We start from the raw sequence: 26744 nt of genomic DNA on the forward strand, positions 1-26744 counted from the left end.
CCGGCGCGGTCAGCCGCCCAGTCGGCGGTTGACCGCGTCCGCGGCGAACTCCCGGTCCACCAGCAGCCGGGCGAGCCCGGCCACGCCCGCGTCCTCGCCCAGCCGGGCGACGCGCATGTCGAGGTGCCGGGTCGCCCGGGCCTGCGACAGCGGGTAGATCGTCTCGCGCACGCCGGCCAGCAGCGCGGTCGACGCCAGGTCGCCGCCGAGCACCAGCGTGCTCGGGTTGAGCAGCGACACCACGGTGGCCAGCACCTGGCCGATGGTGCGGCCGGCGGCGCGCGTCGCCTCGGTGGCGTCCGCGTCGCCGCGGTCCAGCAGGTCGCGCACGTCCCGGCCCGAGGCCGCGTCGTGGCCGAGCGCCCGCAGCCGCTGGGCCACCGCGCGGCCGCTCGCGACCGCGGCGAGGCAGCCGCGGGCCCCGCACCGGCAGAGCGCGTCCTCGTGACCGGCGAGCTTCACGTGGCCGATGTCGCCCGCCCCGCCGTCCGCACCGGGGTACACGGCGCCGTGCAGCACGATGCCCACGCCGATCCCGGTCGAGACCTTGACGTAGCAGAGCGCGGGGGAGGCCGGGCCCGCCCCGTGCTCGCCGACGGCCTCGGCGTCGGCGTCGTTGGTCACGAGGACCGGGGCGCCGAACGCCTCCTCGAGCCGCTCGGTGACCGGGTAGCCGTCCCAGCCGGGCATGATCGGCGGCTGGGAGGGCCGGGCGGTGGCGGGGTCGACCGGGCCGGGCAGGCTGATGCCGATGCCCGCGAGCGCGGAGACGCCGGCCTCGTCGAGCAGGCCGCGGACGCAGGCGACCACCGTGTCGAGCGCGCGCTCGGGGCCGTCCGCGACGGCGACGTCCACGGCCGCGCGGGCGACCACGCGGCCGGCCAGGTCCGTGACGGCGGCGCGGGTGTGCCGGGTCGCGACGGTGACGGCGACCAGGTGCGCGTGCTGCTCGTGGAAGACGAGGCGGCGGGGCCGGCGGCCGCCGGTGGCGCGGTCGGTGCCCTGCTCGACCACGAGGCCCGCGTCGAGCAGCCGGTCGACCCGCTGCGCCACGGTCATCCGGGACAGCCCCGTGCGCTCCAGGATGTCGCCGCGCGTGGCGACCTCGCCCGCGCGGATCAGCGCGAGCACGTCCCCGGTCCCAGGTGCCACCGGTCGTCCTTCCTTCTGCCCAATGCCTGTGCTTAACTGGTCCGCATCATACGGCTAGTGATTAGGCGTATGTGGGTGAACCGCCGCCACCCGGAGTGAAGACCACCCTGTCGAGGAGGACAGCGTCGTGCCCGAAGTCGTCCAGTTCACCGCACCGCGCCGCGTGGAGCTCGTGCCGTGCACCGCCGACCCGCTGCTCCCGGACGCCGTCCGGGTCCGCACCTGGTACTCCGGCATCTCCGCGGGGACCGAGCTGACCGCCTACCGCGGGTCCAACCCGTACCTCACCCGGACCTGGGACGCCGAGCGGCGGCTGTTCACCGACGGGGCGCCGACCTTCGGCTACCCGGTGGTCGGCTGGGGCTACTCGGAGGTCGGGCAGGTCGTCGAGGTCGGCTCGCAGGTCGACGGGATCGCCGTGGGCGACGTGGTGCACGGCATCTGGGGGCACCGGTCCGAGGCCGTGCTGCCCGCCGCGGCGCTCGCGGGCCGCGTGCTGCCGGACGGCGTCGACCCGCTGGTGGGCGTGTTCGCCCGGGTGGGTGCGATCGCGCTGAACGCGGTGCTCGCCGCCGGCACCCGGCTCGGCGAGGACGTCGCCGTGTTCGGCCAGGGGGTCATCGGGCTGCTGGCCACGCGCCTCGGCGTGCTGGCGGGTGCGCGGGTCGTGGCCGTCGACGCGCAGCAGCGCCGGCTCGACGTCGCCACGGCGCTGGGGGCGACGCACGTCGTGCCCGCCGACGCCCCGGGTGGCGCGGGTGCTGTCGTCCGCGAGCTGACGGGCGGCGGCACGGACGCCGCGATCGAGCTGAGCGGCAACCCCGCCGCCCTGCACGAGGCCCTGCGCAGCGTCGTCGTCGGCGGCACGGTCGCGGCCTCGGGCTTCTACCAGGGCGGCGCCGACGCGCTGCGCCTCGGCGAGGAGTTCCACCACAACCGGGTGCGGCTGGTCTCCAGCCAGATCTCCGGCGCGCCGGTCGAGCTCGCGACCCGCTGGGACCAGCCGCGGCTGGTCCGGGTGTTCATGGACCAGGCGCAGCGCGGCGCCGTCGACGTCGCGGCCCTCGTGACGCACGTGGTCGACGCCGCGCAGGTGGCGGACGCGTTCGCGCTGATCGACGGCGGCGACCCCGAGGTGCTGCAGGCCGTGCTCCGGTTCGACGGTGCTCCCGCGCGGGTGCCCGCATGACCGCGCCGGACCACCGCCCCCGGTTCCCGGAGCGGCGGCTGGCCGTCGGCGTGCTCGGCGTCGGCGCGATCGCGCGCACCGCGCACCTGCCCGCCTACGCCGCGTCCGGGGTGCCGGTGGTCGCGGGCTGCGACCGCTCGGCCGGCGCCGAGGCCCTCGGCGAGGTGCTGCCCGCGGGCGCGGCCGCCTACGACGACGTGGACGCGTTCCTGGCGGACCCGCGCGTCGAGGTGGTGGACATCGCGACCGGTCCCGCCGGCCGGGTCGAGCTGGTCGAGCGCTGCCTCGCGGCCGGCAAGCACGTGCTCGCGCAGAAGCCCGTGGTGACGACGCTGCACGACCTGGCCGCGCTGGAGGAGGTCGCCGCCCGCGGCGCGGCCCGCGGCCTGCGCGTCGCGGTGAACCAGAACGCCCGGTGGGCGCCGGCCTGGCGGGTCACCACGCAGCTGGTCCGGGCCGGCGCGGTCGGCGAGGTGGTGGGCGTGACGCACCTGCACGACAAGCCGCTGCCGCCGATCGCCGGGACGCCGTTCGACGACCTGGACCACATGCTGCTGTCCGACTACCTGGTGCACTGGTTCGACATCACCCGGTGCTGGCTCGAGGGCGCGCGGGTCGAGTCGGTCACCGCGCACGACTCCCGGGTCCCGGGGCAGCCCGCCGGCGCCCGCAACCCGTGGCACGCCTCCGTGCACGTCGCCACGGCGGGCGGCGCGACGGCCGCCGTCCGCGTCGTCGGGGACGCCCGCACCCGCACCGGCGGCTGCCCGTTCTGGGTGCACGGCACCCGCGGCACGATCCGCGGCAGCATCCTGCTGGGTTCCGACCGGGTCGAGCTGGAGGCGGACGGCAGCACGACGTCCTACGCGCTGGAGGGGCAGTGGTTCGTGGACGGGTTCGCCGGCGCGATGGGGGAGCTGCAGTGCGCGGTCGCCGAGGGCCGCGAGCCGGAGAACGGGGTGGCGCACGTCGCCGCGTCGGTGCGGCTGGGCGCCGCCGCCGTGGCCGCGGCGGCCACCGGTGCGCCGGTGACCGGCCTGGACCTGGAGCTGACGGCGCCCGGCACCGGAGCCGGGGCATGAGGGCGGTCGACGACCTCGCCGCGCCGCGGCCGCGGGTGTACACCGAGGGCTGGCAGAGCTGGAGCCCTGCCGGCTGGTGGCAGCCGGGCGACCCCTGGCCCGCCCCGCCGCAGCACGCGGTGGAGGACGCGATGCGCCGGCGGCCCGGTCACCCGGTCCCCGACGCGACCCTGCGCGGGGAGGGGCTCGTGCTCGTCGACCCCGGCGACGGCGGACCCGTGCGGTCGTACGCCGCGACCGGCCCCGAGCACGAGGTGCCCTCGATCGACGTGACGGTCACGGGCGGGCGGGTCGCCGTGCGCGCGGACGGGCCGGTCGAGGTGACCGAGGCGCCGGGCGTCGTGGCCGCGTTCGACGCCGTGGCGCGCAGCTGGACCGGCGGCGGCGGGGGCGGTGCCGGCACGCCGGCACCGCGGGTGTGGTGCTCCTGGTACCAGTACTTCGAGGACGTCACCGCGGCCGACGTGGTCGAGAACGTGCACGCGATCGACCGGCTCGGCCTGCCGGTGGACGTGGTGCAGCTGGACGACGGCTGGGTCGGGCCGACCGGCGAGCTGCTGCGACCGCGCCCGGAGTTCGGGTCGGTCACCGACGTGCTGGCGGAGATCCGCGGCACGGGCCGGCAGGCGGGCGTCTGGCTCGCGCCGTTCGTGGTGGGCGCGTCGAGCACGGTCGCGCGCGAGCACCCCGACTGGCTGGTCGGGCCCGCGGGCTACAACTGGCGGGACGACCTGGTCGGCCTGGACCTGACGCACCCCGGCGTGCGCGGCTTCCTGGTCGAGGCGGCGGAGCGGGTCCGCGCGCTGGGCGCCGGGTACGTGAAGGCCGACTTCCTGTACGCCGGTGCCGTGCCGGGCGACCGGTACGACCGCACCGTCTCCGGGACCGAGGCGTACCGCTCCGGGCTGCGGCTGCTGCGCGAGGCGCTCGGTCCCGACGTCTACCTGGTGGGCTGCGGCGCGCCGGTGCTGCCGAGCGTGGGCCTGGTCGACGCGATGCGGGTGTCGCCGGACACGTTCCACGAGGGCGGCGAGGACGGCTCCGCGGGGCTGCGCGGTCGCGCGTCCCTGGAGGCGCGCGCCTGGCAGCACGGGCGGCTGTGGGCGAACGACCCGGACTGCGCGGTGCTGCGACCGTCCTTCGCGCTGCGCGCGGAGTGGGAGCGGGTGGTGACGCGGTTCGGCGGGCTGCGGTCGTTCTCCGACCGGGTCGGCGACCTGGACGACCGGGGGCTGGCGGCCGCGCGCCGGCTGCTCGACGACCCGCCGCCGACCGGGCCCCTGCCGGACGAGGTCGTCACCGCGGCGGTGCCCCGGTGACCGCGCGCGACACGACCGCGCTGGAGGCCGGGCCCGACCGCGCGCTCGACGCGGCCCTGCGTCCGCTGCTCGCGTCCGTCTACGGCGCGCGGGCCGACGACGTGCGGACGGACCTGCTGGCGCTCGCGGCCTCCTGGGCCGACCGGCTCGGCGGGCGCGCCGTCGCGCTGCCCGACCAGTCGACGGCCTACCTCATCACCTACGCCGACGCGGTGCGCCGCCCCGGCGAGGTCCCGCTCCGCACGCTGCGCCGGGTGCTGGACGAGCACGTGGGCGACGCGATCACGGACGTGCACCTGCTGCCGGTCTACCCGTGGACGTCGGACGACGGGTTCGCGGTCGTGGACCACCGGCAGGTCGACCCGGCCCTCGGCACCTGGCAGGACGTCGAGGACCTCGCGACCGGGCGGCGGGTGATGCTCGACCTCGTGGCCAACCACCTGTCCGCGAGCAGCCCGTGGTTCACCGGATGGCTGGCGGGCGACCCCCGGTACGCCGGGTACGTCGTCGAGCGCGACCCGGCCTTCGACACCTCCCGGGTGGTCCGGCCGCGGACCAGCCCCCTGTTCCACCGGTACGACCGGCCGGACGGGACGCAGGCCGAGGTGTGGACGACGTTCGGCGCGGACCAGGTCGACGTGGACCTCGCCGAGCCGCGCGTGCTGCTGGACCTCACCGACGTGCTGCTCGGGTACGTCGCCCGCGGGGCCCGGACCGTGCGTCTCGACGCGATCGGGTTCCTCTGGAAGGAGTCGGGGACCACCTGCCTGCACCTGCCGCAGACCCACGCGCTCATCCGGGTCTGGCGGGCGCTGCTCGACCACCTGGCGCCCGGCACCCTGCTGCTGACCGAGACCAACGTGCCGCACGCGGAGAACGTGTCGTACCTCGGGGACGGGACCGACGAGGCGCACATGGTCTACCAGTTCGCGCTGCCGCCGCTGGTGCTCGACGCGTTCGTCTCCGGCCGCGCGGAGGTCCTGGGCCGGTGGGCGGCGGGGGTCGACGCCGTCGGGCCCACGGCGACCTGGTTCAACTTCCTGGCCAGCCACGACGGCATCGGCATGCGGCCGAGCGAGGGCCTGCTCGACGACGCGGCGCGGGACGCCCTGGTGCAGCGCGCGCTCGCGCACGGGGGGCGGGTGTCCGTCGCCACGGACCCGGCGGGTCGCGAGCGGCCGTACGAGCTCAACGTCGGGTTCCTCGACGCGCTCGCGGACCCGGGTGCCCCGGACCACGACGCGCAGGTGGTGCAGCGCGGCCTCGCCGCGCACAGCATCCTGCTCACGCTCGTGGGCGTGCCGGCGGTCTACTACCACTCGCTGCTCGGCTCGCCCCACGACCTCGACGGGATGCGGGAGTCGGGGATCGCCCGCCGGGTCAACCGCGGCCGGCTGGACGCCGACGAGCTCGGCGACGCGCTGCGGCGTCCCGGCCGGCGCCGGGAGGTGTTCGAGGGCGTCCGCCATCTGCTGCAGGTGCGCGGCGGCCAGCCGGCCCTCGACCCGTTCGCCCGGCAGGAGGTCGAGGTGGTGGCCGGTCGCGCGCTCGTCGTCCGCCGCGCGCCGGGGACCGCGCACGAGGTCGTGGCGGTGACCAACGTGTCCGGCCGGCCGGTGGCGCTGCCCGGGTTCGCGGGCACCGACGTGCTGACCGGCGCCGTCCACGTCGACCCGGTGCTGCCGCCGTACGGCTACGTCTGGCTGCGGCGATGAGGGTCGTCGTCGCGATCGACGCCTACAAGGGCTGCCTCACCAGCGCGGCCGCCGGGGCCGCGGCGCGCGCCGGGGTGCTGGACGCCGACCCGCGGGCGGACGTCCGCGTGGTCCCGGTCGCGGACGGCGGCGAGGGGACCGTCGACGCGCTGCTCGCCGGGGCGCCCGGGCCGGTGCGCCGGGTCGTGGCGAGCACCGTCGACGCCCTCGGCCGCCCGCTCGACGCCGCCTACGCGGTGCTGGACGACGGCGCCACGGCGGTCGTCGAGGCCGCGTCCTGCGTCGGGCTGGCGCAGGTCGCGGTCGACGACGGCCTGCCGCCGCGTGCCGGGTCCGCGGGCCTGGGGCTGCTGGTCCGGCACGCGGCGGCGGGCGGTGCCCGGCGGGTGGTCGTCGCGCTCGGCGGCACGTCCTGCACGGACGGCGGCCTCGGGCTGCTGATCGCCCTCGGCGGGCAGGTGCACGACGACGCCGGTGCCGTCGTCCCGGCCACGGGCGCGAACCCGCTGTGGCGGTTCGCCGGGCTGGACCGGCTGCCGGACCCGGGCGTCGGGCTCGTCGTGCTCACCGACGTCGACAGCCCGCTGCACGGCCCCCGCGGCGCGGCGCACGTGTTCGGTCCGCAGAAGGGGGCGACGCCCGCGCAGGTCGCGCACCTGGACGACCGGCTGCGGGCGTGGGGCGCGGCGCTCGCCGCATCCGGCCGCGACGTGGCCGGGCTGCCCGGTGCCGGTGCGGCCGGCGGTCTCGGGGCCGCGCTCCTCGCGCTGGGCGCGCGCCGCGAGGCCGGGGCGGCGTACGTCGCCCGGGCGGTGGGCCTGCCGGACGCGCTGCGCGGGGCGGACCTCGTGCTCACCGGCGAGGGCCGGGTGGACGCCCAGACCGCGCGCGGCAAGACGCCCGCCGCCGTCGCGGCGCAGGGGCGTGCCGCCGGGGCGGTCGTCGTGGCGCTGGCGGGCGCGGTCTCGGACGACGCCGGGGGCGACGGCGGTCCGTTCGACGCCGTGCTCCCGGTGCACCCCCGGCCCCTCCCGCTCGCCGAGGCGATGGACCCCGCCGTCGCCGCGGCCGGGATCCGGCGGACGGCCGCCCAGGTGACGCGCCTGGTCGCCGTCGCCCGGGACGGCGACCGGCTGCTCGCGCCGCGTCCCGTCGCGCCGTAGGTTGACGGGCACAGCCGCAGCACGCGAGGGGGGCGGGGCGATGGCGCAGCCGGCGGACCGGTCGCGGGCCTGGCCCTGGGTGCTCGTGCTCGTCGGCGCGCTCCTCGTCGGCGTGCTGCTGGCGTGGCGGCCGTGGGCGGCACCCGCGGACGTGGTCGACGCCGCACCGGCCGCGACGCCGTCGGCGACCGCCCCGGGCGTCGTCCCCGGGTCCCCGGAGCCGGCCGGCCCCGGCTTCGACGAGGCGAGCGCCGTCGCCCTGTTCTTCACCGACGCCGAGCTCGCGCAGGCCGTGCCGCTGGTCGCCGGCCTGGCCCTCGCCGACGTCGACGAGCCGATGTGGGGGCTGCCCGAGGGCTCGGCCGTCACGCCGCCGTCCTGCACGCCGGCGGTGACGATCGTGGAGCAGCAGCCGGACGCGTTCCTGCGGCGGTTCGTCGGCGGCGACGCCGTCACGGTCGTCCAGTCGGTCGACGTGCTGGCCGACGCCGACGTCGCCGCGGAGGCGTTCGCGCTGCTGGTCCGGACCGCCGAGACGTGCGACTCCTACCGGCAGATGAACCCCGGGGTCGACAGCGGCTCGTGGACCGCGGAGCCGCCGACCGCGCAGCACGGCGCGGTGCCCACCGTGGTCCGGGAGCTGACCCTCACGGCGGAGGGGGCCACGAGCCCGGAGGTCGAGGTGACCGCGCTGGCGGGGAACGCCCTCGTCACGACCACGGTGTCCGGTGTGGACCCGGCGACCGCCCCGGCCGACCCGGGGGTGCTGGCGCGTGCCGCACGGGCGGCGGGGGAGCGGGCGCTGGCCCAGGTGGACGACCGGCAGGGCTGAACCCCGGCCCCCGGCCCGGTCACGGGCCTAGGATCGACGTCGTGCGTGGTGAGTACAAGGTCCCCGGCGGCAAGCTCGTGGCAGCGGACGTGGAGGTGGTCGACGGCGCGCTCGCGGACGTGAGCGTCAGCGGCGACTTCTTCCTCGAGCCGGACGAGGCGCTCGCGGTCATCGACGAGGCGCTGCGCGGCCGCCCGGCCGACGCGCGCGTCGCCGACCTGACCGAGGCGGTCGAGGCCGGGCTGCGCCGGGCCGAGGCCGACGGCCGGTTCGACGTCCCGGTGCAGATGGTCGGGTTCAGCGCCGAGTCGGTCGCGATCGCCGTCCGCCGCGCGCTCGGCCACGCCACCGGCTGGCAGGACCACACGTTCGAGGTCATCCACCCCGGGCCGCTGCCGCCCGCCGTGCTCGGCGCGCTGGACCAGGTGCTCACGGAGGAGCTGGCCGCGGGACGGCGCGGGCCGACGCTGCGGTTCTGGGAGTGGACGGAGCGCGCCGTGTTCATCGGCTCGTTCCAGTCGCTGCGCAACGAGGTCGACCCCGAGGGCGTCGCGAAGCACGACGTGACCGTGGTCCGGCGGATCTCCGGCGGCGGCGCCATGTTCATGGAGGCCGGCAACTGCATCACGTTCTCGCTCGTGGTGCCCGCCTCGCTGGTGGACGGGCTGTCGTTCGAGCAGTCGTACCGGTTCCTCGACGACTGGGTGATCGGCGCGCTCGCCGACGTCGGCGTGACGGCGACCTTCGCCGGGCTGAACGACGTCGCGTCGCCCGCGGGCAAGATCGCGGGGTCCGCGCAGAAGCGGCTGGCCGGCGGCGCCGTCCTGCACCACATGACGATGGCCTACGACATCGACGCCGACAAGATGCTCGAGGTGCTGCGGATCGGGCGCGAGAAGCTGTCCGACAAGGGCACCACCAGCGCCAACAAGCGGGTCGACCCGGTCCGCTCGCAGACCGGGATGGCGCGCGAGGACGTGATCGAGGCCTTCATCGCGCACTTCCGGTCCCGGTACCGGACGGTCGACGGCGAGCTGCGGCCGGAGGAGCTCGCGCGCGCGGAGCAGCTGGTCGCGGAGAAGTTCGGCAACCCGGAGTGGACCGCGCGGGTGCCGTGAGGCGCGCCCGGCCAGGGTCCGGTCGGGGGCATCCCGGATGCGCAGGTCGCCCCGCGTCCGCGAGGCTGGACGCGTGAAGGCGCTCCTCAACATCATCTGGCTGCTGTTCGGCGGCATCTGGCTCGCGCTCGGCTACGTGCTGGCCGGGATCCTCTGCTGCATCCTCATCATCACGATCCCGTTCGGCATCGCGTCGTTCCGGATGGCCAGCTACGCGCTGTGGCCGTTCGGCCGGACGATCGTCGACCACCCCCGTGCCGGTGCGATGTCGGCGGTGGGCAACGTGATCTGGGTGCTGGTGGCCGGCTGGTGGCTCGCCATCGGGCACCTGACCACCGCGGTCGCGCAGGCGATCACGATCGTCGGCATCCCGCTGGCGATCGCGAACCTCAAGATGATCCCGGTCTCGCTGCTGCCGCTGGGCAAGGAGATCGTGCCGACCGACCGGCCGTTCGCCGCCTACGGGCGGTAGTCCGCGGCTCAGCCGGCGGCGGCGTGGCGCAGCACGACGACGAGCGCCGTCGCACCGAGGAGGAGCGCCCCGCCGGCGGTCACGGCGAGCAGCCGCCCGCCCGGGCCGCGAGCCGCACCGGCGTCGAGCACCGTCGCCCAGCGGCCGGCCCGCCGGTCACCGGCACGGGCCAGGACGACGGCGGCGAGCACCCCGGCGACGGCGGGCGCCCAGACCAGCGGCCCGAGCCACGGCTCCAGCAGCCGGCCGCCGGCCAGGGCCCCGACGGCCAGCGACAGGGCGGTGCGCCGCCACGCCAGCGCCGTGCGCTCGGGCTGGGCACCGTGTACCGCGTCGGCGGTGGTCACCGCACCAGCAGCCCGACCAGCACCAGCACCCCGGCCAGGGCCACGCCGGCGGCCAGCGGCCCGCTGAGCGCGGGTGCGGGCAGCGGCCGGCGCTCGCGGAGCGCCCGCTCGGCGCGGGCCCAGCCGAACCACGCCTGCACCGGGGCGGCGATGCCGAGCGCCAGGAGCAGCACCGACGCCGCCAGCCGCAGGTGCGGCTCCACGGGCAGGTCCAGGGCCTCGAGCGCGACGCCGCCCGCGAGCAGCGCCAGCGCGGTGCGGACCCACGCCAGGAACGTGCGCTCGTTCGCCAGGGAGAACCGGGCGTCGGGCTCGCTGCCGCGGGCGTAGACGCCGCGCGGGAACCGGCGGTCGTCCGGCCCGGTCACGCCGGCGCCTCGGGAGCCGGGCGCGCGCCGAACACCGCGGTGCCGACACGCACGATCGTCGCGCCCTCCGCGACGGCGGCCTCGAGGTCGCGGCTCATGCCCATCGACAGCTCGACCGCGGCGCCCGTGCCCGGCTCGGCGCTGCCCGCGACCTTGTCCCGCAGGTCCCGCAGCAGCGCGTACCCGGCGCGGACCGCGCGCTCGTCGGTGGTGTTGGCGCCGATCGTCATGAAGCCCCGCAGCCGCAGCCGGTCGTGCGCGGTCACCGCGCGGACCACGTCGAGCGCGTCCTGCGGCGCGGCGCCGTGCTTGGTGGGCTCGCCGGAGACGTTCACCTGCACCAGCACGTCCAGCGTCCGGTCGACGTCCGCGCACCGGCGGGCCAGGCGGTCGGCGAGCGCCGGGGAGTCGACGCTCTGCACGCAGGTCGCCCAGCGGAGCGCGGCGTTGACCTTGTTGGACTGCAGCGGGCCGATCACGTGCAGCTCGGGCGCGAGGTCGGTCAGCTCCGGGGCCTTGGCGACCAGCTCCTGCACGCGGTTCTCGCCCACCAGCACCCGGCGCGCGGCACCGGCCGTGGTCGCGGTGCCCGCCATGTCCGCGAGCAGGGCGGCGCGCACCGTCGCGGCGTCGGTGGTCTTGGTGGCGAGCAGCAGCCGCACGGATCCCGCGTCGCGGCCGGCGGCGGCCTCGGCTGCGGCGATCCGCGCCCGCACGCGGGCGAGCCGCTCCGCCACCTCCGTCGCCCCGGTCGTCATGCGTGCGACCCTAACCGCTGCGGGTGACGTCGCCCCGCTCGTCCGCCGCCGCGGCGTACCGGTGCGCCAGCTCCCGGGCGGCGGCGCGCAGCTCCGGCGGCCCGACCACGGTCAGCGGGGCGTCGAACATGCCCAGCCACGCGGCGAGCCCGCCCCAGGACCACGACCCCGCGACCACCCGGCAGCGCCTGGCGTCGATCGGCTCCACGACGTCGGCCGGGCCGGACCACCGCGCGACGACGGACGCGGGGGCGTCCACGACGGCCTCGCCGCGGCAGGGGTGCAGCGCCCCGGCGAACTGCTGCTGCAGGTAGGCGGCGACGTCGGGCTCCGGCAGGGCGCGACGCTCGAACCGGGGGCCGGTGGGGGTGCGGGGGTGCAGCCGGTCCACGCGGAACGTGCGCCAGTCGGCGCGGTCCAGGTCCCAGGCGACCAGGTACCAGCGGCGGCCGCGGGTCACCAGGTGGTGCGGCTCGGCGCGCCGGGGGCGCCCGGGCTCCTCGGCGTGGTCGGGTGCCCGGTAGTCGAACCGCAGCACCTCGCGCGCGCGGACCGCGGCGCCGATCGCCAGCAGCCGCTCGGTGTCGACCCGCTCCTCGTCCGGCGCGTCGGCCCGGCGGACGGCGGTCAGCTCCAGGCCCTCGACCCGTGCCCGCAGCCGGGCGGGCAGCACCTGGCGCAGGGTGGCCAGCGCGCGGGCCGCGGCCTCGTCGAGCCCGTCGACGCCGGTCGTCGCGGTCTGCAGCGCGACGGCGAGCGCGACGACCTGCTCGTCGTCGAGCATCAGCGGCGGCATGGCGCTGCCGGCCGCCAGCCGGTACCCGCCGTCCGGCCCCTTGGTGGCGTGCACGGGGTAGCCGAGGGCGCGCAGCCGGTCGACGTCCCGCCGCACGGTCCGGGCGCTCACGCCCAGCCGGTCCGCGAGCACGTCGCCCGGCCAGTCCCGGCGCGTCTGCAGCAGCGAGAGCAGGGACAGCAGCCGCGACGACGGCGTCGCGGCGGCGGCATCCACGGAATCGGCCATGCCAGCAGTCTGCTCCCGGTAGCGGACAGGATCTGACCGCTACCCCGAGCACCGTGGGGACCTCGACCGAGGTGAGGGGAGCGGGACGTGATCCGTACGAGCGGACTGACCAAGGACTTCAGCGGGGGCAAGGGGCCGACCGTGCACGCCGTGCGCGGCATCGACCTGGACATCGGACCGGGGGAGCTGGTGGCGGTGCTCGGCCCGAACGGCGCGGGCAAGACCACGACGATCCGGATGCTGACCACGCTGATCGCGCCGACCGCGGGCACCGCGCAGGTGGCCGGGGCCGACATCGCCCGGGAATCGGCGCTGGTGCGGCGGCGGATCGGCTACGTCGGGCAGGGCAACGGCGCCGGGCACGCCCAGCGCGCGCTCGACGAGCTGGTCGTGCAGGGCGTCGTGTACGGCCTGGACCGGCGGGACGCCCGCCGCCGGGCCGGGGAGCTGATGGCGCAGCTCGACCTGGAGCCGCTCGCGCGGCGCAAGGTCTCGGACCTGTCCGGCCGGCAGCGGCGGCGGCTCGACGTGGCGCTCGGCCTGGTGCACGCGCCCCGGCTGCTGTTCCTGGACGAGCCGTCGACCGGGCTGGACCCGCACAACCGCGCGAACCTGTGGGAGCACATCCTGCGGCTGCGCGCGCAGCACGACATGACCGTGGTGCTGACCACGCACTACCTGGACGAGGCCGACTCGATGGCCGAGCGGGTGGTGGTGGTCGACGACGGCCGGGTCATCGCCGACGACACCGCGGCGGGGCTCAAGCACACCCTGGCCGGCGACCGGCTGGAGCTCGGCGTCGCGGACCCCGCCGACGCGCCCGCGCTGGCCGGGATCGTGGAGCGGGCCCCCGGTGCGCGGGACCTCGAGGTGGACGGCACCGCCGTGCGTGCGCGGGTCGCCGACGCCCCCACCGCCCTGCCCGGCGTGCTCGCCGAGGCCGCCCTGCGCGGCGTCGCGGTCACCCGGGCCTCGGGCCACCAGCCCACCCTCGACGACGTGTTCCTGACCCTGACCGGCCGCAGCCTGCGCGACGAGGGCGCGCGGCCGGCCCAGCCCGTGGAGGTGGCGGCATGACCGCGACGACCGTTCCCGCCCGCGAGACGCTGCCGGCCCGCGAGGCCGCCCGGTCCTGGTGGGGTGACGCGTGGCTCGTGATGACCCGCGAGCTGCTGCCGACCCTGCGCGACCCGTTCTCCGTGGTGTTCGGCCTGATCCAGCCGGTCGTGTTCCTGGCGCTGTTCGGCCCGCTGCTGGCGGGCTCGGTGGGCGACGGGCTGCCCGGCGGTGACGTCTGGGCGTGGTTCGTGCCGGGGATCCTGGTGATGACCACGCTGTTCGGCACGTCGACCACGGGCGCCAACCTGCTGTTCGAGATGCAGACGGGCGCGCACGAGCGGTTGCTGGTCACCCCGCTGGCCCGGTCGGCGCAGCTGGTCGGCCGCTCCTGGAAGGAGATGGTGCCCATCGTCGCGCAGTCGGTCGTCGTGGTGGTCGTGATGCTGCCGTTCGGGTTCACGTTCAGCCCGCTCGGCGCCGTGGTCGGCCTGGTGCTGCTCGCCGTGTTCGGCGTCGGGATCGGGTCGCTGTCCTACGCGCTGGCCATCGCGGTCCGGAAGCAGGACTGGATGTTCTGGGCGGTGCAGCAGACGCTGCTGTTCCCGCTGCTGATCCTGTCCGGCATGCTGCTGCCCCTGGAGACCGGGCCGGGGTGGATGCAGGTCGCCGCCGACGTGAACCCGCTGCGGTACGTCGTCGACGCGGAGCGCGCGCTGTTCGCCGGCGACCTGGCGACGAGCACGGTGGCGTGGGGCGCGGTCGCGGCGGTGCTCACGGCGGCGCTCGGCCTGCTGGTCGGCGTCCGCACCCTCGCCCGCAGCGCCCGCTGACCCCGCCCGCCCCGGCGCCCCCACCCCTCGGTCCGCCGAGGTCGAGCGATCGCGCCGAGGTCGAGCGTTCTCCCGCTCGACCTCGGGCCGGGGACTCTCCCTCGGCGACCGGGGTGGGGCGGGGGCGCGGCGGCCGGGCGGGGCCGGCGGGTCAGGGGCGGGCGATGTCGGCGACCGTGGCCGACGTCAGGGCGACGAGGTCGCCGGGGGCCAGCTCGACGTCGAGGCCGCGCCGCCCGCCCGAGACGAACACCGTGTCGAACAGCCACACGGTCTCGTCGACGACGGTCGGGTGCGCGGTCCGCTGCCCGATCGGCGAGATGCCGCCGACCACGTACCCCGTCGCGCGCTGGGCGGCGGCGGGGTCGGCCAGCGCGGCCTTCTTGCCGCCCACGGCCTGGGCGAGCGCCTTGAGGTCCAGCTTGCCGGCCACCGGCACGACCGCGACGGTCAGCGTGCCGTCCACGTCGGCCATCAGCGTCTTGTACACCTGCTCGGGGTCGATGCCCAGCACCTCGGCGGCCTCCTGGCCGTAGCCGACGGTGCTGCGCGGGTCGTGCTCGTAGGCGTGCGCGGTGTGCGGGACCCCGGCCGCGGCCAGCGCGACCAGCGCGGGCGTCCCGGTCGGCGGCTGCTTCGGCTTGCTCACGCCGACCAGCCTAGGACCGTGCGGTGCCGTCGCGCGGGAGGTGCTGCTAGCGTGCGGAGCAGCACGGGAGTCCGGTGAGCCGGGCTGAGAGGGAGTACTCGAACTCCGACCGTAGAACCTGATCTGGGTCATGCCAGCGCAGGGAGCGACATCGCAGGACGCCGGACGCCCGTCCGTGCGCCCTCCCGTGCTGAGGCCGACCAGCGCAGGAGGACACCGATGACCGAGACACGCACGTCGCAGCACCCGGGGCCGCAGGTCCTGGACGACCCGACCGCCGACCCGCTGCGCTTCGGCGTCGGGGCGCGCGTGACGGTGGCGGTGATGGCGGACGACTTCGCCGACGTCATCCTCGACGTCCTGGCCCGGGTGGACACCCGCGGCCTGGTGGTGTCGACCGGTGACGTCAGCACGTACGTCGGCGGGCACGAGTCCGACCTGCAGCGCTACCTGACCGACCTGGTGGACGCGGTCGCGGCGACCGGCCGGCACGCCTCCGTGACGGTGCACCTGTCCCGGGGCTGCCCGGGCGAGGTGCGCTGCGAGCTGCCCGGGGGTGCGGGACCGCGCCCCGTCGACCTGCCCGCGGGTCGGCGCACCGGCCGCGAGGCGGTCGCCGAGTGGGCGCTGTACCCGCTGGTCGACGACGTGCGGGCCGGGGTGGAGCCCGACCACATGCGGGACATCGAGGCGGCGATCGACCTCGCCCGCCGGGCCGGCACCTTCCGCGGGTCGGAGCACTTCGTCACCCGGCTGGAGGGCGACGTCGGCGCCGTCGTCGAGACGGTGGTCGGGGCGTGGGCGCGCGTCGGCCGGAGCGTGCAGCACGTCACCAGCCACGTGACCCTGTCGCTCGGCTCCCCGTCCCGGACCCGTGGCTGAGCCGGGCGTGCGCGGGTCCGTGCGGGGCCCGCGGCGCGAGCCGCTCGCCCTGAAGGACATCGTGCTGATGGTCGTGCTCGGGGTGGTCTTCGGCTTCCTGTACTGGGCGCTGGTGCAGGCGTGGAACGGGCTCGCGGTCCTCATGGGGCCGGCCGGCGACCTGGCGCAGCACGTGCTGCTGGGCGGGTGGCTGCTGGTCGCGCCGATCGCGCTCGCGATCATCCGCCGGCCCGGGGTCGGGGTGCTCGCCGAGGTGCTGGCGTCCGTCGTCGAGGTCGTGTTCCTCGGCTCCCCGGTCGGGCCGCTGCTCGTGGTGGCCGCGCTGCTGCAGGGCCTGGGCAGCGAGATCCCGTTCGCGCTCGGCGGGTACCGCCGGTTCGGCTGGGCGCGGTTCGCCGTGTCGGGGCTGCTGGGCGCGAGCCTGGTCTTCGTCTGGTCGGCGTTCCGGTTCGGCTGGTACGGGCAGGACGTGCTGCTGCTGCGGTTCGTGCTGCAGGCGGCCTCCGGGATCCTGCTGGGCGGCCTGCTGGCCAAGGTGGTCGTGGACGCCCTGCACCGCACCGGGGTGCTCGACGGCTACGCGATCGGCCGGGACCACGCCGCCGCGCTCCCCGTCGGGCCGCGCCGTGCGGGCTGACCCCGCGGACGCCGGCGACGTGCTGGTCGTGACCGGGCTCGAGGCGGTGCTCGCGTCCGGCGACGGCATCGGACCGGTCGACCTGCGGCTCGGCCCGGGGGAGCAGGTCCTGGTGCTGGGCCCGAGCGGCGCGGGCAAGTCCACGCTGCTGCGCTGCCTGCACGGTGCCGTCCCGCACGCGGTGCCGGGCCGGGTCACCGGCACCGTCGAGGTCGCGGGCCGCGCGGTCGCCGAGCACGGCGTGGCCGACCTGGCGGAGGTCGTGGGCGTGCTCGCCCAGGACCCGGAGACCGGGGTCTGCCTGCCCGACGTCGCCGACGAGGTCGCGTTCCCCCTGGAGAACCTCGGGGCGGACCCGGTGACGATCGGGCCCGCGGTGACGGCCGCGCTGGCCGCGACCGGCGCGGCGCACCTGGCCGGGCGCCGCACCGACGGGCTGTCCGGGGGCGAGCTGCAGCGGGTCGCGCTGGCGGCGACGGTCGTCACCGCCCCGCGGCTGCTGCTGCTGGACGAGCCGACGTCGATGCTGGACGCGGACGGCGTCGCGGCGGTGCGTGCCGCGCTCGGCGCGGCCCGGGACGCGACCGGCGCCGCGTGCGTGCTGGTCGAGCACCGGCTGGACGACCTGGCGGGGGACGCCGGGCTCGCCGCGCTGCCGGCGCGCTGGGTCGTGCTCGACCGCGCGGGTCGCGTCACCCACGACGGGCCGGCCGACCGCGTGGCCGCGCAGGCCGGTCCCGAGCTGCTGGCACGCGGCTGCTGGCTGCCGCTGGACGTCGAGCTGGCGGCGGTGCTCGGCGGCCCCGTCGGGTCGCCGGAGCACCGGCGCGAGCTCCTGGCGCTGGCGGCGGCGCCGCCGCGGACCCCCGCACCCGACGCCGCCGACCCGCCCCCGCCCGGTCCCGTCCTCGCGGCCCGCGGGGTCGCGGTCGCGCCGCCGCACCGCCGGACGTACCGGCGGGCACCCGCACCGGCGCCGGTGCTGCGGGACGTCGACCTGACGCTGCGCGTGGGCGAGGTGGTCGCGCTCGTGGGTCCGAACGGCGCCGGCAAGTCCACCCTGCTCGCGTGCCTCGCGGGGTTGCTGGACCCGGTCGCCGGCACCGTCGAGGGCCCGCGTGCCGGTCTGGTCCTGCAGAACCCCGAGCACCAGCTCGCCGCGGGCACCGTCCGGGCCGAGGTCGCCGTCGGCCTGCCCGCCGGGCCGGCCACCGAGCGGCGGGTGGCGGCGGCGCTCGCGGAGTTCGACCTCACCGCGCTCGCGGAGCGGGACCCGCACCGGCTGTCCGGCGGTCAGCAGCGGCGGCTGAGCCTGGCCGCGATGCTCGTGCACGACCGCCCGTTCCTGCTCGCCGACGAGCCGACGTTCGGGCTCGACCGGCACGCGACGGGTCACGCGCTGCGGGCGCTGACCGCCGCGGCACGGGCCGGCCGGGGCGTGCTGTTCTCGTGCCACGACCTGCGCGCGGTCGCCTCCTGCGCGGACCGGGTCCTGGTGGTGGCGGGGGGCCGGCTGGTCGCGGACGTCGACCCGCACGCCCTGCTGCGGGACCAGGACCTGCTGGCGACCGCGCGGCTGCGGCCCTCCCGGCTGCTGCGCTGGCTCGCCGAGGGGGTCGACGACGCGGCCCGGCTCCGGGACGCGCTGGCGGCCCTCGACGCGCGGGCGGGCGCGCGACCGCCGGTGCCGGTCCCGTGACGCCGCTGGCGGCGCGGAACCCCACGGTGAAGCTGGCGCTGCTCACCGCGGTGTCCGTGGTGACGCTCGCCCTGCTCGACCCGGTCACGCTGGCGGTGCTGTACCTGCTCGGGCTGGCGGCGGCACGCTGGGCCGCGGGCGTGCGGGGCCGGACGCTGTGGCTGGCGCAGGTGCCGTTCTGGACGTTCGGCCTCGGGGTGCTGCTGGTGAACGGCGTGAGCCGACCGGGGGAGCCGCTGCTCCCCGGGTCCGCCCTGCCGCTGTCACGCGAGGGCGTGCTGGTCGGGGCGGCGCTGGCGGCGCGCGGGCTGGTGATCGGGGTCGGCACGGTCGCGTTCCTGGCGAGCACGCCGCCGCGCGACCTCATGGTGAGCCTGACCCAGCACGCGCGGCTCAGCCCGCGCTACGCCTACGCGCTGCTCGCGGGGCACCGGATGCTCGCCGGGCTGCCGGCCCGCTGGACGACGATCCGGACCGCGCAACTCGTCCGCGCCCCGCTCGGGCGCGACGGTCGCCCGCGGAGCGGGTGGCGCGACCTGGCGCGCTCGGCGTTCGCGCTGCTGGTGTCCGCCGTGCGGGCGTCGGAGCGGGTGGCGCTCGCGCTGGAGTCGCGCGGGCTGTCGACCAGCCCCCGTACCCTCTGGCGGCCGGTGCCGCTCGGTCCGCGGGACGCGCTGCTGGCCGTCGTCGTGCTCGGGGCGGTCGCCGTGGTCGTGCTGGCGGGCCGCCTGCTCGCGGGGTGAGGTCGGCGGGGTGAGGCCGCGGTGGCGTCAGAGCGCCAGGCCGACCAGGGTGCCGACGCCGTAGGTGACCGCCATCGCCAGCGAGCCGCCGACCACGTTGCGCAGCACCGCGCGACCCGCCGGGGCGCCGCCGAGGCGGGCGCTCACCGAACCGGTGACGACCAGCGCCAGCACTACGGCGGCGAAGGTCGCGACGACGCGCCCCGACCCCCACGGCGCGAGCACGACCAGCAGCGGGACCAGCCCGCCGACGACGAACGCCACCAGCGACGCGAGCGCCGCGTGCCACGGGTTGGTCAACCCCTCCTCGGCGTCCCGCAGGCCGTGCGCCCGCAGCACCCGCTCGGCGTCGCGCTGGCTGCTGACCGACACGTACTCGCCGGCGGCCATCGACAGCGCGCCGGCGACCAGCGCGGCGACGCCTGCGATCACCATCGCGGAGGTCCCGGTGGCGGCGCCCGCGACACCCACCACGGTCGCGGCCACGGAGACGATGCCGTCGTTCGCGCCGAGCACGCCGGCGCGCAGCCAGTTGAGCCGCTCGGCCGTGGGCGGCGCGAAGCCGGTGGACGACCCCGTCGAGGCCGGACCGCCGTCGGTAGGGGGGACCGCGACGGCCCGGCGCTGGGGGCCGCGCCCGTCGGCCGGCGCCTCCTCGGACGTCGGACGGCCCGTCGTCAGGACGGTGCGGTCGCGGTCCAGGAGGTCGGTCGACGGAGCGTTCATACCTCCACGGTAGGCCGGTCCGCGCACCCTGTCATCACAGGAAAGGCTGGCCTGACCTGCGCAAACACAGGTATGGCTACCCTCATTCGGTCGTCCGTGTCAGAAAACCGCAGGTCAGAGCGGGCCGACGTCCAGCACCCGCAGCACGACCTCGCCGGCGGCGTCGGACGCGGGCAGGTCGACCAGGGCGTCGATGCGCCAGTCGTGGTCGCCGGCCGGGTCGTCGAGCAGCTGGCGGACGAACCAGAGGTCCCCGCGGGCGCCCGCCTCGCCGTGCGCAGCGGGCCGCTGGTCGACCTGGAACAGCGCCGGGCCGCGGGCGGCGGCCCCGGTGAGGATCTCGTCGTGGTCGTCGTAGAACGGGTCCAGCGCGTCGCCCCACCGGTCCGCCGTCCACGGCTCGTCGGCCGCGTCCAGGTCCCGCAGCGCCGCCAGGGCGGGGTAGGCCTCGCGCGCGGCGAGGTCGACCCGGCGGAACAGCGCGCCGCGGACCAGCGCGCGGAACACCCGCGCGTTGGTCGTGATCGGCGGGGGCGCGTCGTCCTCGGGCCGGGACTCGGTGACCGTCGCGTCGTCGAGGTCCTCCGGGTGCGCGAGCCGCTCCCACTCGTCCAGCAGGCTCGAGTCCGTGCGGCGCACCAGGTCGCCGAGCCACTCGATGATCTCGTGCAGCTCCTCGGTGCGGGCGTCCTCGGGCACCGTCTGCCGCAGGGCGCGGAACGCGTCGGCGAGGTAGCGCAGCAGCACGCCCTCGGTGCGGTCCAGCTGGTACAGCGACACGTACTCCGCGAACGTCGCGGCGCGCTCGTGCATCTCCCGGACCACCGACTTGGGGGAGAGCTCGTGGTCGGCCACCCACGGGTTGGTCTGCTTGTAGATCGCGAACGACGCGCCCAGCAGCTCGGCGAGCGGCCGCGGGTACGTCACGTCCTCGAGCAGCGCCATCCGCTCCTCGTACTCGATGCCGTCGGCCTTCATCGCGGCGACGGCCTCGCCGCGGGCCTTGTTCTGCTGCGCGGCGAGCACCTGGCGCGGGTCGTCCAGCGTGGCCTCGATGACGGAGACGACGTCGTGCGCGTAGCCGGGGTCCTCGATGTCCAGCAGGTCCAGCGCGGCGTACGCGAACGGGGACAGCGCCTGGTTCAGTGCGAACGTCGGCGGGACGTCGACGGTGAGCCGGACCGTGCGCCGCAGCCGCTCCGGGCCGGGGCCGTCGTGCACGACCCGCTCGACCACGCCGGCGGCGCGCAGCGACCGGTAGATCGCGACCGCCTGCCGGATCAGCCGGCCGCGGGCCGCCTCCGGCTCGTGGTTGTCGAGCAGCAGGTGCTTCATGGTCTCGACCGGGTCGCCCGTCGGCCGGGCCAGGACGTTGAGCACCATCGCGTGCGTCACCGAGAACGACGACGTCAGAGGCTCGGGCTCGGCGTCCCGCAGGCGCTCGAACGTCTTGTCGGTCCAGTTGACCATCCCGGGCGGCGCCTGCTTGCGGACGATCTTCTTGAGCTTCTTCGGGTCGTCGCCGGCCTTGGCCAGGGCCTTGCGGTTCTCGATCACGTGCTCCGGCGCCAGCACCAGCACCTCGCCCGTGGTGTCGTAGCCCGCGCGGCCCGCGCGCCCGGCGATCTGGTGGAACTCGCGGGCGGACAGGTGCCGCATCCGGGTGCCGTCGTACTTGACCAGCGAGGTCAGCAGCACCGTGCGGATCGGCACGTTGATGCCGACGCCGAGGGTGTCCGTGCCGCAGACGACGCGCAGCAGGCCCTTCTGGGTCAGCCGCTCGACGACCCGGCGGTACTTGGGCAGCATGCCCGCGTGGTGCACGCCGACGCCGTGCCGCAGCAGCCGGGACAGGGTCTTCCCGAACCCCGGGCCGAACCGGAAGTCGCCGAGCTCGGCGGCGATCACGTCGCGCTGCTCCCGGCTGGCGAGCGTCGTCGACAGCAGCGCCTGCGCGCGCTCGACGGCCTCCTTCTGCGTGAAGTGCACGACGTACACGGGGGAGCGGCCGGTCTGGACCAGCATCTCCAGCAGCTCGTGCAGCGGCTCCACCTCGTAGGTGAACGACAGCGGCACCGGCCGCTCCGCGCCCGCGACCACGGAGACGGGCACGTCGGTGCGCCGCTCCAGGTCCTCGGCGAAGAACGACACGTCGCCGAGCGTCGCCGACATCAGCAGGAACTGGGCCCGCGGCAGCTCCAGCAGCGGCACCTGCCACGCCCAGCCGCGCTGCGGGTCGGAGTAGAAGTGGAACTCGTCCATGACGACCTGGCCGACGTCCGCGCCCGGCCCCTGCCGCAGCGCCAGGTTGGCCAGGATCTCGGCGGTGCAGCAGATGATCGGCGCGTCCGGGTTCACCGCCGAGTCGCCGGTCATCATGCCGACGTTGGCGGAGCCGAACGCCTCGACCAGGGCGAAGAACTTCTCGCTGACCAGGGCCTTGAGCGGCGCGGTGTAGTACGTGCGGCGGCCCTGGGCGAGCGCCACGAAGTGCGCGGCGGTCGCCACCAGGGACTTCCCGGACCCGGTCGGCGTCGACAGGATGACGTGCGAGCCGGTGACCAGCTCCAGCAGCGCCTCGTCCTGGTGCGGGTACAGCGTCAGGCCGGAGTCCTCCGCCCAGCCGGTGAAGGCGGCGTAGAGGGCGTCGGCGTCCTGGGGGTCCGCCGGGACCCGGTCGGCGAGGGTCGGGCGGGAGGCAGGCACCGGCTGATCCTTTCACGCCGGGAGCGCCCCTACAGTGGGCGACCATGAGCACCGCCGAGAGCACGCCCCCCGCCGTCGAGATGTGGACGGACGGTGCCTGCAAGGGCAACCCCGGTGTCGGCGGCTGGGGCGCGCTGCTCCGGGCGAACGGGCACGAGCGCGAGCTGTTCGGCGGCGAGGCGACCACCACCAACAACCGGATGGAGCTGCGCGCGGTCATCGAGGGCCTGCGCGCGCTCAACCAGCCGTGCCGCGTCGACCTGCACGTGGACTCGCAGTACGTGATGAACGGCGTGCAGAAGTGGATCGCCGGCTGGAAGCGCAACGGCTGGCGCACGTCCGACAAGAAGCCGGTCAAGAACCAGGACCTGTGGCAGGCGCTGGACGCCGAGGTCGCGCGGCACGCGGTGGTCTGGCACTGGGTCAAGGGCCACGCCGGCGACCCGGGCAACGAGCGCGCCGACCAGCTCGCGAACAAGGGCGTCGACGAGGTCCGCGCGGGCTGACCCGCCCGGCCGGGTCCGCCGGGCGCTGCCCGCCACCCGCTGCACGCGCCCCGGCCGGCCTGCTCCGTCCACTCCAGCCCCTGCCCTCCGGGGCGCGACCGGCGTCGAGTGTCCAGAAACCCGGGGACATCTCGGGACAGAGCGCACGGGTTGGTGGACACTCGACGAGCCGCGCCGGCCGGTGGGGGTGTGCGCGGAGGTGCTGAGCGCGCGAGGGTGCGCGCGGAGGCGCTGCGCGCGGCGCGCGCGGGGGCACGGCGCCTCGCAGGGCGCGCGTGCACGCAGGCGTTCCGCTGGTGGTCCAGACCAGTTACAGTCGGTCCCGTGCCCAGCGCCGGGCACACCCGCTCGTACCGGAGGTCGCACGCATGGAACGGTCCGTCGTCGTCGCCATCGCGGAGGGGCTGCACGCCCGCCCCGCCGCCCTGTTCGTCGCGGAGGCCGGCAAGCAGCCGGTCCCGGTCACCGTCCGCAAGGGCGACGCCGCCCCGGTCCAGGCCGCGAGCATCCTCGGGGTCATGACCCTGGGCGCCGCGGCGGGGGAGACCGTGGTGCTGGCCACCGAGGCCGACGGTCCGGAGGCCGAGGCCTCGCTGGACGCGCTGGAGAAGTTCCTGCTGCAGACCGAGATCGCGTAGCGCTCGCACGACGACGGCCCCGGCGCACCTCGCGTGCACCGGGGCCGTCGTCATGCGGCGACCTACAGGCCGAGCTCGGCCAGCACCGGCAGGGCGTCCCGCACCGCGGCACGCCCGTCGGCCGGGGTCCGTGCCGCCAGGGCCAGTGCCGCCACCCGGCGGCAGTCCGCCAGCGTGACCGACGCCAGCACCGCCGCGACGTCGGCGAGCGCGCGGGGCGTCATCGACAGCGACGTGACGCCGAGCCCGACCAGCACGGGCGCGAGCGCCGGGTCGGCGGCAGCCTCGCCGCAGACGCCGACGGGGCGGTCCTGCTCGTCCCCGCCGCGGCAGGTCGCCGCGACCAGCGCCAGCACCGCCGGCTGCCACGGGGTCGACAGCGCCGCGAGGTCCGCCAGCTCGCGGTCGGCCGCCATCGCGTACTGGGTCAGGTCGTTGGTGCCGAGGCTCGCGAACCGCGCGTGCTCCAGGACGGCGCCGGCGCACAGCGCGGCCGCCGGCACCTCGACCATGACGCCCGCCTGCGCGAGCCCGTGGGCGGCGCACAGCCGGACGAACGCCTCGGCCTCGTCCGGGGTCGCGACCATCGGCGCCATCACCCAGACCTCGGCCTGCTCGGCGGCCGCCGCGGTCGCGATCGCCTGCAGCTGCCGGTCCAGCACCTCGGGGTGCCGGGCGGCGGTGCGCAGCCCGCGGACGCCGAGCGCCGGGTTCGGCTCGCCGGCGGCGGTGACGAACGGCAGCGGCTTGTCGGCGCCGGCGTCGAGCGTGCGGACGACGACCTTGCGTCCCGGGAACGCGGCCAGCACGGAGCGGTAGGCCTCGACCTGCTCGGCGACGGAGGGCTCCTCGGTGCGGCCGAGGAAGCAGAACTCGGTGCGGAACAGGCCCACGCCCTCGGCGCCGGCGTCCGCGGCGGCGCGCGCCCCCGACGGGTCGGCGACGTTGGCCAGCAGCTGCACGCGGTGCCCGTCGGCGGTGGCGCCCGGGCCGCTGAACGACCGGGCCCGCCGGGCGGCGGCGCGCTCGACCGCCGCGAGGTCGTCGGGGGACGGCGACCGCAGGACCTCGCCCGCGGAGCCGTCGACGACGACCGTCTCCCCGTCCGCCAGCGCGGCGGCGTCCGGTGCCGCGACCACGGCGGGGATGCCGAGCGCGCGGGCCAGGATCGCGGTGTGCGAGGTGGGCCCGCCGCCGACCGTGACGATGGCGACGACCTGCGCCGGGTCCAGCGTGGCGGTGTCGGCGGGGGCGAGGTCGTGCGCGACGAGCACGAAGGGGTGCCCCGGGTCCGGCACGCCGGGCGGCCGGACACCGGTGAGCCGGGCGACGACCCGGTCCCGGATGTCGGCGACGTCGCGGGTGCGCTCGGCCATGTACCCGCCGAGCGCCGCGAGCTGGTCGATGACGACCCCGGCGGCCTCCCAGACCGCGCGCTCGGGGGTGCTGCCGGCGGTCCGGACGCGGCGGGCGGCGTCGGCGGCGAGCGCCGGGTCGGCGGCCATCGCGGCGGCGACGGTCAGCACCTCCGCCGCCGTGCCGGTGGCGCCGGCCGCGGCGGCGGCCAGGTCGGCCTGCACGCCGGCGGTCGCGGCGTCGATCGCCGCCACGGCCGCCTCGACGTCCGTGCCCGGTGCCACGGTCGCCACCGGCGGCTCGGCGACGGGCGCCGGCATGGTCGCGACCACGCCGGCGCCCGTCCCGGGGCTGACCCCGACGCCGTGCAGGACGACCGTCACGCGGTGCCCTCGGTGCGGCCCGTGGCGTGCCGGCCCGGGTCGTCGGCGCGGGACTCCACGCGGGCGGCGGGGACGGAGGCGACCGGCTCGTCGGCGGGGACCGTGTCGGCGGGGACGGTGTCGCCCGCGCCCGCGCCCTCGGCGACGGGGTCGTCCTCGCGTCCGGGCGTCTTGAAGTTGAACTTCAGGATCATGAACCGGAACAGGAAGTAGTAGACGACCGCGTAGCCGAGACCGATCACGATGAGCAGCAGCGGCTGCTCGGCGATCCGGAAGTTCAGCAGGTAGTCGATGGCTCCCGCGGAGAACCCGAACCCGCTGCGGATGTCGAGCGCGTTCACCAGGGCCATCGAGGTGCCGGTCAGCACCGCGTGGATCGCGTACAGCGGGTAGGCCACGTAGACGAACGCGAACTCGAGCGGCTCGGTGACGCCGGTGACGAACGCGACGAGCGCGGCGGAGCCCATGATGCCGGCGATGACCTTGCGGTTCTTCTTCTTGGCGGTGTGCACGATCGCCAGCGCGGCGGCGGGGAGCGCGAACATCATGATCGGGAAGAAGCCGGTCATGAAGGTGCCCGCGGTCGGGTCGCCGTGCAGGAAGCGGGCGATGTCGCCGTTCCAGGTCTGGCCGTCCGCGTCGTACGAGCCGAACTGGAACCACGGCAGCGAGTTGAGCAGGTGGTGCAGGCCGAACGGCAGCAGCAGCCGGTTGAGCGTGCCGAACACGAACGCGCCGATGATGGTCGAGCCGGTGACCCAGTCGCCGACGGCCGTGAACCCGGCGTCGAAGGCGGGGTAGATGAGCGCCGCGACCACGGCGATCAGCACGGCGACGCCCGCCGTGATGATCGGCACGAACCGGCGGCCGCCGAAGAACGCCAGGTAGGCGGGCAGCTTGATCCGGTAGAACCGCTGGTAGAGCAGGGCGGCGGTGAGGCCGATGACGATGCCGCCGAGCACGCCGTAGTTGATGAGCTCCTGGACCTCGCCCTCGCCGGCCCGGTCCAGGACGTACGGGGACAGGGCGTCGGTCACGCCGGTGAAGACCAGGTAGCCGATGACGGCGGCCAGTGCGGTGGAGCCGTCGGACTTGCGGGCGTAGCCGATGGCAACGCCGAGCGCGAAGAGCAGCGGCAGGTTGCCGAGCAGCGCGTTGCCGGCCGCGGCCAGGACGTCGGCGACGGGCAGCATCCACTCGGCGTTCCGGCCGACGCCCTCGGCGCCGAGCATGTCGGACTGCCCGAGCCGCAGCAGCAGGGCCGCGGCGGGCAGCGAGGCGATCGGGAGCATCAGGGAGCGGCCCACGCGCTGCAGCTGCGCGAGCCCGGGGATGCCCCGCTTGGGGGTGTCGACCGTGGTGGCGGACATGGTCACTCCTCGTCGAGAGAG

Annotated in this window: 26 protein-coding genes and 1 riboswitch; of the genes, 16 read left to right on the plus strand and 10 right to left on the minus strand. The window is 76.6% G+C overall.

The window, feature by feature from the left end:
* Positions 1-9: 9 nt before the first annotated feature.
* Positions 10-1152 carry an ROK family transcriptional regulator gene (locus tag AC1050_RS13835; protein ID WP_482387984.1) on the minus strand — a complete coding sequence of 381 codons (1143 nt, stop codon included), beginning with the start codon at positions 1150-1152 and terminating at the stop codon, positions 10-12.
* 127 nt (positions 1153-1279) lie between these two features.
* On the opposite strand from AC1050_RS13835, the gene AC1050_RS13840 reads away from it, so the two are divergent.
* The 8 genes from AC1050_RS13840 to AC1050_RS13875 all read left to right on the plus strand — a co-directional run bounded on the left by AC1050_RS13840 (position 1280) and on the right by AC1050_RS13875 (position 10042).
* Positions 1280-2341 (plus strand): zinc-dependent alcohol dehydrogenase, encoded by a 1062-nt coding sequence (locus AC1050_RS13840; protein WP_482387985.1) that lies wholly within the window; start codon positions 1280-1282, stop codon positions 2339-2341.
* The gene (locus AC1050_RS13845; protein ID WP_482387986.1) at positions 2338-3423 is read left to right on the plus strand and encodes a Gfo/Idh/MocA family protein; all 1086 of its coding nucleotides are present in this window, start codon (positions 2338-2340) and stop codon (positions 3421-3423) included. Before AC1050_RS13840 ends, AC1050_RS13845 begins: the two co-directional genes overlap by 4 nt.
* Positions 3420-4742, plus strand: a complete 1323-nt coding sequence (locus AC1050_RS13850; protein ID WP_482387987.1) for a glycoside hydrolase family 36 protein — start codon at positions 3420-3422, stop codon at positions 4740-4742. The genes AC1050_RS13845 and AC1050_RS13850 overlap by 4 nt, the downstream gene beginning before the upstream one ends.
* Positions 4739-6457: a sugar phosphorylase gene (locus AC1050_RS13855; protein WP_482387988.1), complete on the plus strand. Its 1719-nt coding sequence runs from the start codon at positions 4739-4741 to the stop codon at positions 6455-6457. The genes AC1050_RS13850 and AC1050_RS13855 overlap by 4 nt, the downstream gene beginning before the upstream one ends.
* Complete coding sequence (locus AC1050_RS13860; protein ID WP_482387989.1) at positions 6454-7620, plus strand: glycerate kinase family protein; 1167 nt, start codon at positions 6454-6456, stop codon at positions 7618-7620. The genes AC1050_RS13855 and AC1050_RS13860 overlap by 4 nt, the downstream gene beginning before the upstream one ends.
* A gap of 40 nt (positions 7621-7660) precedes the next feature.
* On the plus strand, positions 7661-8452 hold the full coding sequence (locus AC1050_RS13865) for a hypothetical protein (RefSeq protein ID WP_482387990.1): 792 nt from the start codon (positions 7661-7663) through the stop codon (positions 8450-8452).
* A gap of 41 nt (positions 8453-8493) precedes the next feature.
* On the plus strand, positions 8494-9570 hold the full coding sequence (gene lplAB, locus AC1050_RS13870; protein WP_482387991.1) for a lipoate-protein ligase LplAB: 1077 nt from the start codon (positions 8494-8496) through the stop codon (positions 9568-9570).
* Between the two features lie 73 nt (positions 9571-9643).
* Positions 9644-10042, plus strand: coding sequence for a YccF domain-containing protein (locus AC1050_RS13875; protein WP_482387992.1), 399 nt, complete (start codon positions 9644-9646; stop codon positions 10040-10042).
* An 8-nt stretch (positions 10043-10050) separates the two neighbouring features.
* On the opposite strand, the gene AC1050_RS13880 is transcribed toward AC1050_RS13875, so the two are convergent.
* From AC1050_RS13880 to AC1050_RS13895, 4 genes are read right to left on the minus strand one after another with little or no spacing between them, the layout of a single operon-like run.
* Complete coding sequence (locus tag AC1050_RS13880) at positions 10051-10389, minus strand: DUF202 domain-containing protein (protein ID WP_482387993.1); 339 nt, start codon at positions 10387-10389, stop codon at positions 10051-10053.
* The gene (locus AC1050_RS13885; RefSeq protein WP_482387994.1) at positions 10386-10757 is read right to left on the minus strand and encodes a YidH family protein; all 372 of its coding nucleotides are present in this window, start codon (positions 10755-10757) and stop codon (positions 10386-10388) included. The genes AC1050_RS13880 and AC1050_RS13885 overlap by 4 nt, the downstream gene beginning before the upstream one ends.
* Positions 10754-11515, minus strand: coding sequence for a YggS family pyridoxal phosphate-dependent enzyme (locus tag AC1050_RS13890; protein ID WP_482387995.1), 762 nt, complete (start codon positions 11513-11515; stop codon positions 10754-10756). The genes AC1050_RS13885 and AC1050_RS13890 overlap by 4 nt, the downstream gene beginning before the upstream one ends.
* A 10-nt stretch (positions 11516-11525) precedes the next feature.
* Complete coding sequence (locus tag AC1050_RS13895) at positions 11526-12539, minus strand: helix-turn-helix transcriptional regulator (RefSeq protein ID WP_482387996.1); 1014 nt, start codon at positions 12537-12539, stop codon at positions 11526-11528.
* Between the two features lie 87 nt (positions 12540-12626).
* Here AC1050_RS13895 and AC1050_RS13900 point away from each other — a divergent pair, with 87 nt between their 5' ends.
* On the plus strand, positions 12627-13616 hold the full coding sequence (locus tag AC1050_RS13900) for an ATP-binding cassette domain-containing protein (protein WP_482387997.1): 990 nt from the start codon (positions 12627-12629) through the stop codon (positions 13614-13616).
* Positions 13613-14428: an ABC transporter permease gene (locus AC1050_RS13905; RefSeq protein WP_482387998.1), complete on the plus strand. Its 816-nt coding sequence runs from the start codon at positions 13613-13615 to the stop codon at positions 14426-14428. The genes AC1050_RS13900 and AC1050_RS13905 overlap by 4 nt, the downstream gene beginning before the upstream one ends.
* Positions 14429-14579: 151 nt before the next feature.
* Here the strand turns inward: AC1050_RS13905 and ybaK are convergent, their stop codons facing one another.
* Positions 14580-15077: a Cys-tRNA(Pro) deacylase gene (gene ybaK / locus AC1050_RS13910; protein WP_482387999.1), complete on the minus strand. Its 498-nt coding sequence runs from the start codon at positions 15075-15077 to the stop codon at positions 14580-14582.
* A gap of 53 nt (positions 15078-15130) precedes the next feature.
* A riboswitch (TPP riboswitch) is annotated at positions 15131-15239 on the plus strand.
* A gap of 57 nt (positions 15240-15296) precedes the next feature.
* Between ybaK and AC1050_RS13915 the strand changes: the two genes are divergently transcribed.
* Genes AC1050_RS13915 through AC1050_RS13930 form a run of 4 tightly spaced genes read left to right on the plus strand, consistent with a single transcriptional unit; the run spans position 15297 to position 19038 of the window.
* Positions 15297-15959 carry a YkoF family thiamine/hydroxymethylpyrimidine-binding protein gene (locus AC1050_RS13915; protein WP_482388000.1) on the plus strand — a complete coding sequence of 221 codons (663 nt, stop codon included), beginning with the start codon at positions 15297-15299 and terminating at the stop codon, positions 15957-15959.
* A gap of 7 nt (positions 15960-15966) precedes the next feature.
* A complete protein-coding gene (locus AC1050_RS13920; RefSeq protein ID WP_482388001.1) occupies positions 15967-16596 on the plus strand; it encodes an ECF transporter S component in 630 nt (209 codons plus the stop codon).
* Positions 16586-18295 carry an ABC transporter ATP-binding protein gene (locus tag AC1050_RS13925; protein ID WP_482388002.1) on the plus strand — a complete coding sequence of 570 codons (1710 nt, stop codon included), beginning with the start codon at positions 16586-16588 and terminating at the stop codon, positions 18293-18295. Before AC1050_RS13920 ends, AC1050_RS13925 begins: the two co-directional genes overlap by 11 nt.
* The gene (locus tag AC1050_RS13930; protein WP_482388003.1) at positions 18292-19038 is read left to right on the plus strand and encodes an energy-coupling factor transporter transmembrane component T family protein; all 747 of its coding nucleotides are present in this window, start codon (positions 18292-18294) and stop codon (positions 19036-19038) included. Before AC1050_RS13925 ends, AC1050_RS13930 begins: the two co-directional genes overlap by 4 nt.
* 27 nt (positions 19039-19065) lie before the next feature.
* On the opposite strand, the gene AC1050_RS13935 is transcribed toward AC1050_RS13930, so the two are convergent.
* Positions 19066-19764, minus strand: coding sequence for a VIT1/CCC1 transporter family protein (locus AC1050_RS13935; protein ID WP_482388004.1), 699 nt, complete (start codon positions 19762-19764; stop codon positions 19066-19068).
* Positions 19765-19878: 114 nt separating this feature from the next.
* On the minus strand, positions 19879-22470 hold the full coding sequence (locus tag AC1050_RS13940) for a DEAD/DEAH box helicase (protein ID WP_482388005.1): 2592 nt from the start codon (positions 22468-22470) through the stop codon (positions 19879-19881).
* A gap of 44 nt (positions 22471-22514) precedes the next feature.
* Between AC1050_RS13940 and rnhA the strand changes: the two genes are divergently transcribed.
* A complete protein-coding gene (rnhA, locus tag AC1050_RS13945; RefSeq protein ID WP_482388006.1) occupies positions 22515-22976 on the plus strand; it encodes a ribonuclease HI in 462 nt (153 codons plus the stop codon).
* 368 nt (positions 22977-23344) lie between these two features.
* Positions 23345-23614, plus strand: a complete 270-nt coding sequence (locus AC1050_RS13950; RefSeq protein WP_482388007.1) for an HPr family phosphocarrier protein — start codon at positions 23345-23347, stop codon at positions 23612-23614.
* 62 nt (positions 23615-23676) lie between these two features.
* On the opposite strand, the gene ptsP is transcribed toward AC1050_RS13950, so the two are convergent.
* Together ptsP and AC1050_RS13960 are read right to left on the minus strand one after the other, a co-directional pair.
* Positions 23677-25353: a phosphoenolpyruvate--protein phosphotransferase gene (gene ptsP, locus AC1050_RS13955; protein WP_482388008.1), complete on the minus strand. Its 1677-nt coding sequence runs from the start codon at positions 25351-25353 to the stop codon at positions 23677-23679.
* Positions 25350-26723 carry a PTS transporter subunit EIIC gene (locus tag AC1050_RS13960; protein ID WP_482388009.1) on the minus strand — a complete coding sequence of 458 codons (1374 nt, stop codon included), beginning with the start codon at positions 26721-26723 and terminating at the stop codon, positions 25350-25352. The genes ptsP and AC1050_RS13960 overlap by 4 nt, the downstream gene beginning before the upstream one ends.
* Between the last annotated feature and the right edge of the window lie 21 nt (positions 26724-26744).

This window comes from Cellulomonas sp. NEAU-ZC6 (genome assembly GCF_056844425.1).

What these genes read in the sequence shown, in the direction of transcription:
- AC1050_RS13935 (WP_482388004.1), bottom strand. Translation starts at nt 19,764, where the DNA reads ATGAACGCTCCGTCGACCGACCTCCTGGACCGCGACCGCACCGTCCTG.
- AC1050_RS13890 (WP_482387995.1), bottom strand. Translation starts at nt 11,515, where the DNA reads ATGACGACCGGGGCGACGGAGGTGGCGGAGCGGCTCGCCCGCGTGCGG.
- AC1050_RS13850 (WP_482387987.1), top strand. Translation starts at nt 3,420, where the DNA reads ATGAGGGCGGTCGACGACCTCGCCGCGCCGCGGCCGCGGGTGTACACC.
- rnhA (WP_482388006.1), top strand. Translation starts at nt 22,515, where the DNA reads ATGAGCACCGCCGAGAGCACGCCCCCCGCCGTCGAGATGTGGACGGAC.
- AC1050_RS13905 (WP_482387998.1), top strand. Translation starts at nt 13,613, where the DNA reads ATGACCGCGACGACCGTTCCCGCCCGCGAGACGCTGCCGGCCCGCGAG.
- AC1050_RS13860 (WP_482387989.1), top strand. Translation starts at nt 6,454, where the DNA reads ATGAGGGTCGTCGTCGCGATCGACGCCTACAAGGGCTGCCTCACCAGC.
- AC1050_RS13915 (WP_482388000.1), top strand. Translation starts at nt 15,297, where the DNA reads ATGACCGAGACACGCACGTCGCAGCACCCGGGGCCGCAGGTCCTGGAC.
- AC1050_RS13950 (WP_482388007.1), top strand. Translation starts at nt 23,345, where the DNA reads ATGGAACGGTCCGTCGTCGTCGCCATCGCGGAGGGGCTGCACGCCCGC.
- AC1050_RS13960 (WP_482388009.1), bottom strand. Translation starts at nt 26,723, where the DNA reads ATGTCCGCCACCACGGTCGACACCCCCAAGCGGGGCATCCCCGGGCTC.
- AC1050_RS13845 (WP_482387986.1), top strand. Translation starts at nt 2,338, where the DNA reads ATGACCGCGCCGGACCACCGCCCCCGGTTCCCGGAGCGGCGGCTGGCC.
- AC1050_RS13895 (WP_482387996.1), bottom strand. Translation starts at nt 12,539, where the DNA reads ATGGCCGATTCCGTGGATGCCGCCGCCGCGACGCCGTCGTCGCGGCTG.
- AC1050_RS13865 (WP_482387990.1), top strand. Translation starts at nt 7,661, where the DNA reads ATGGCGCAGCCGGCGGACCGGTCGCGGGCCTGGCCCTGGGTGCTCGTG.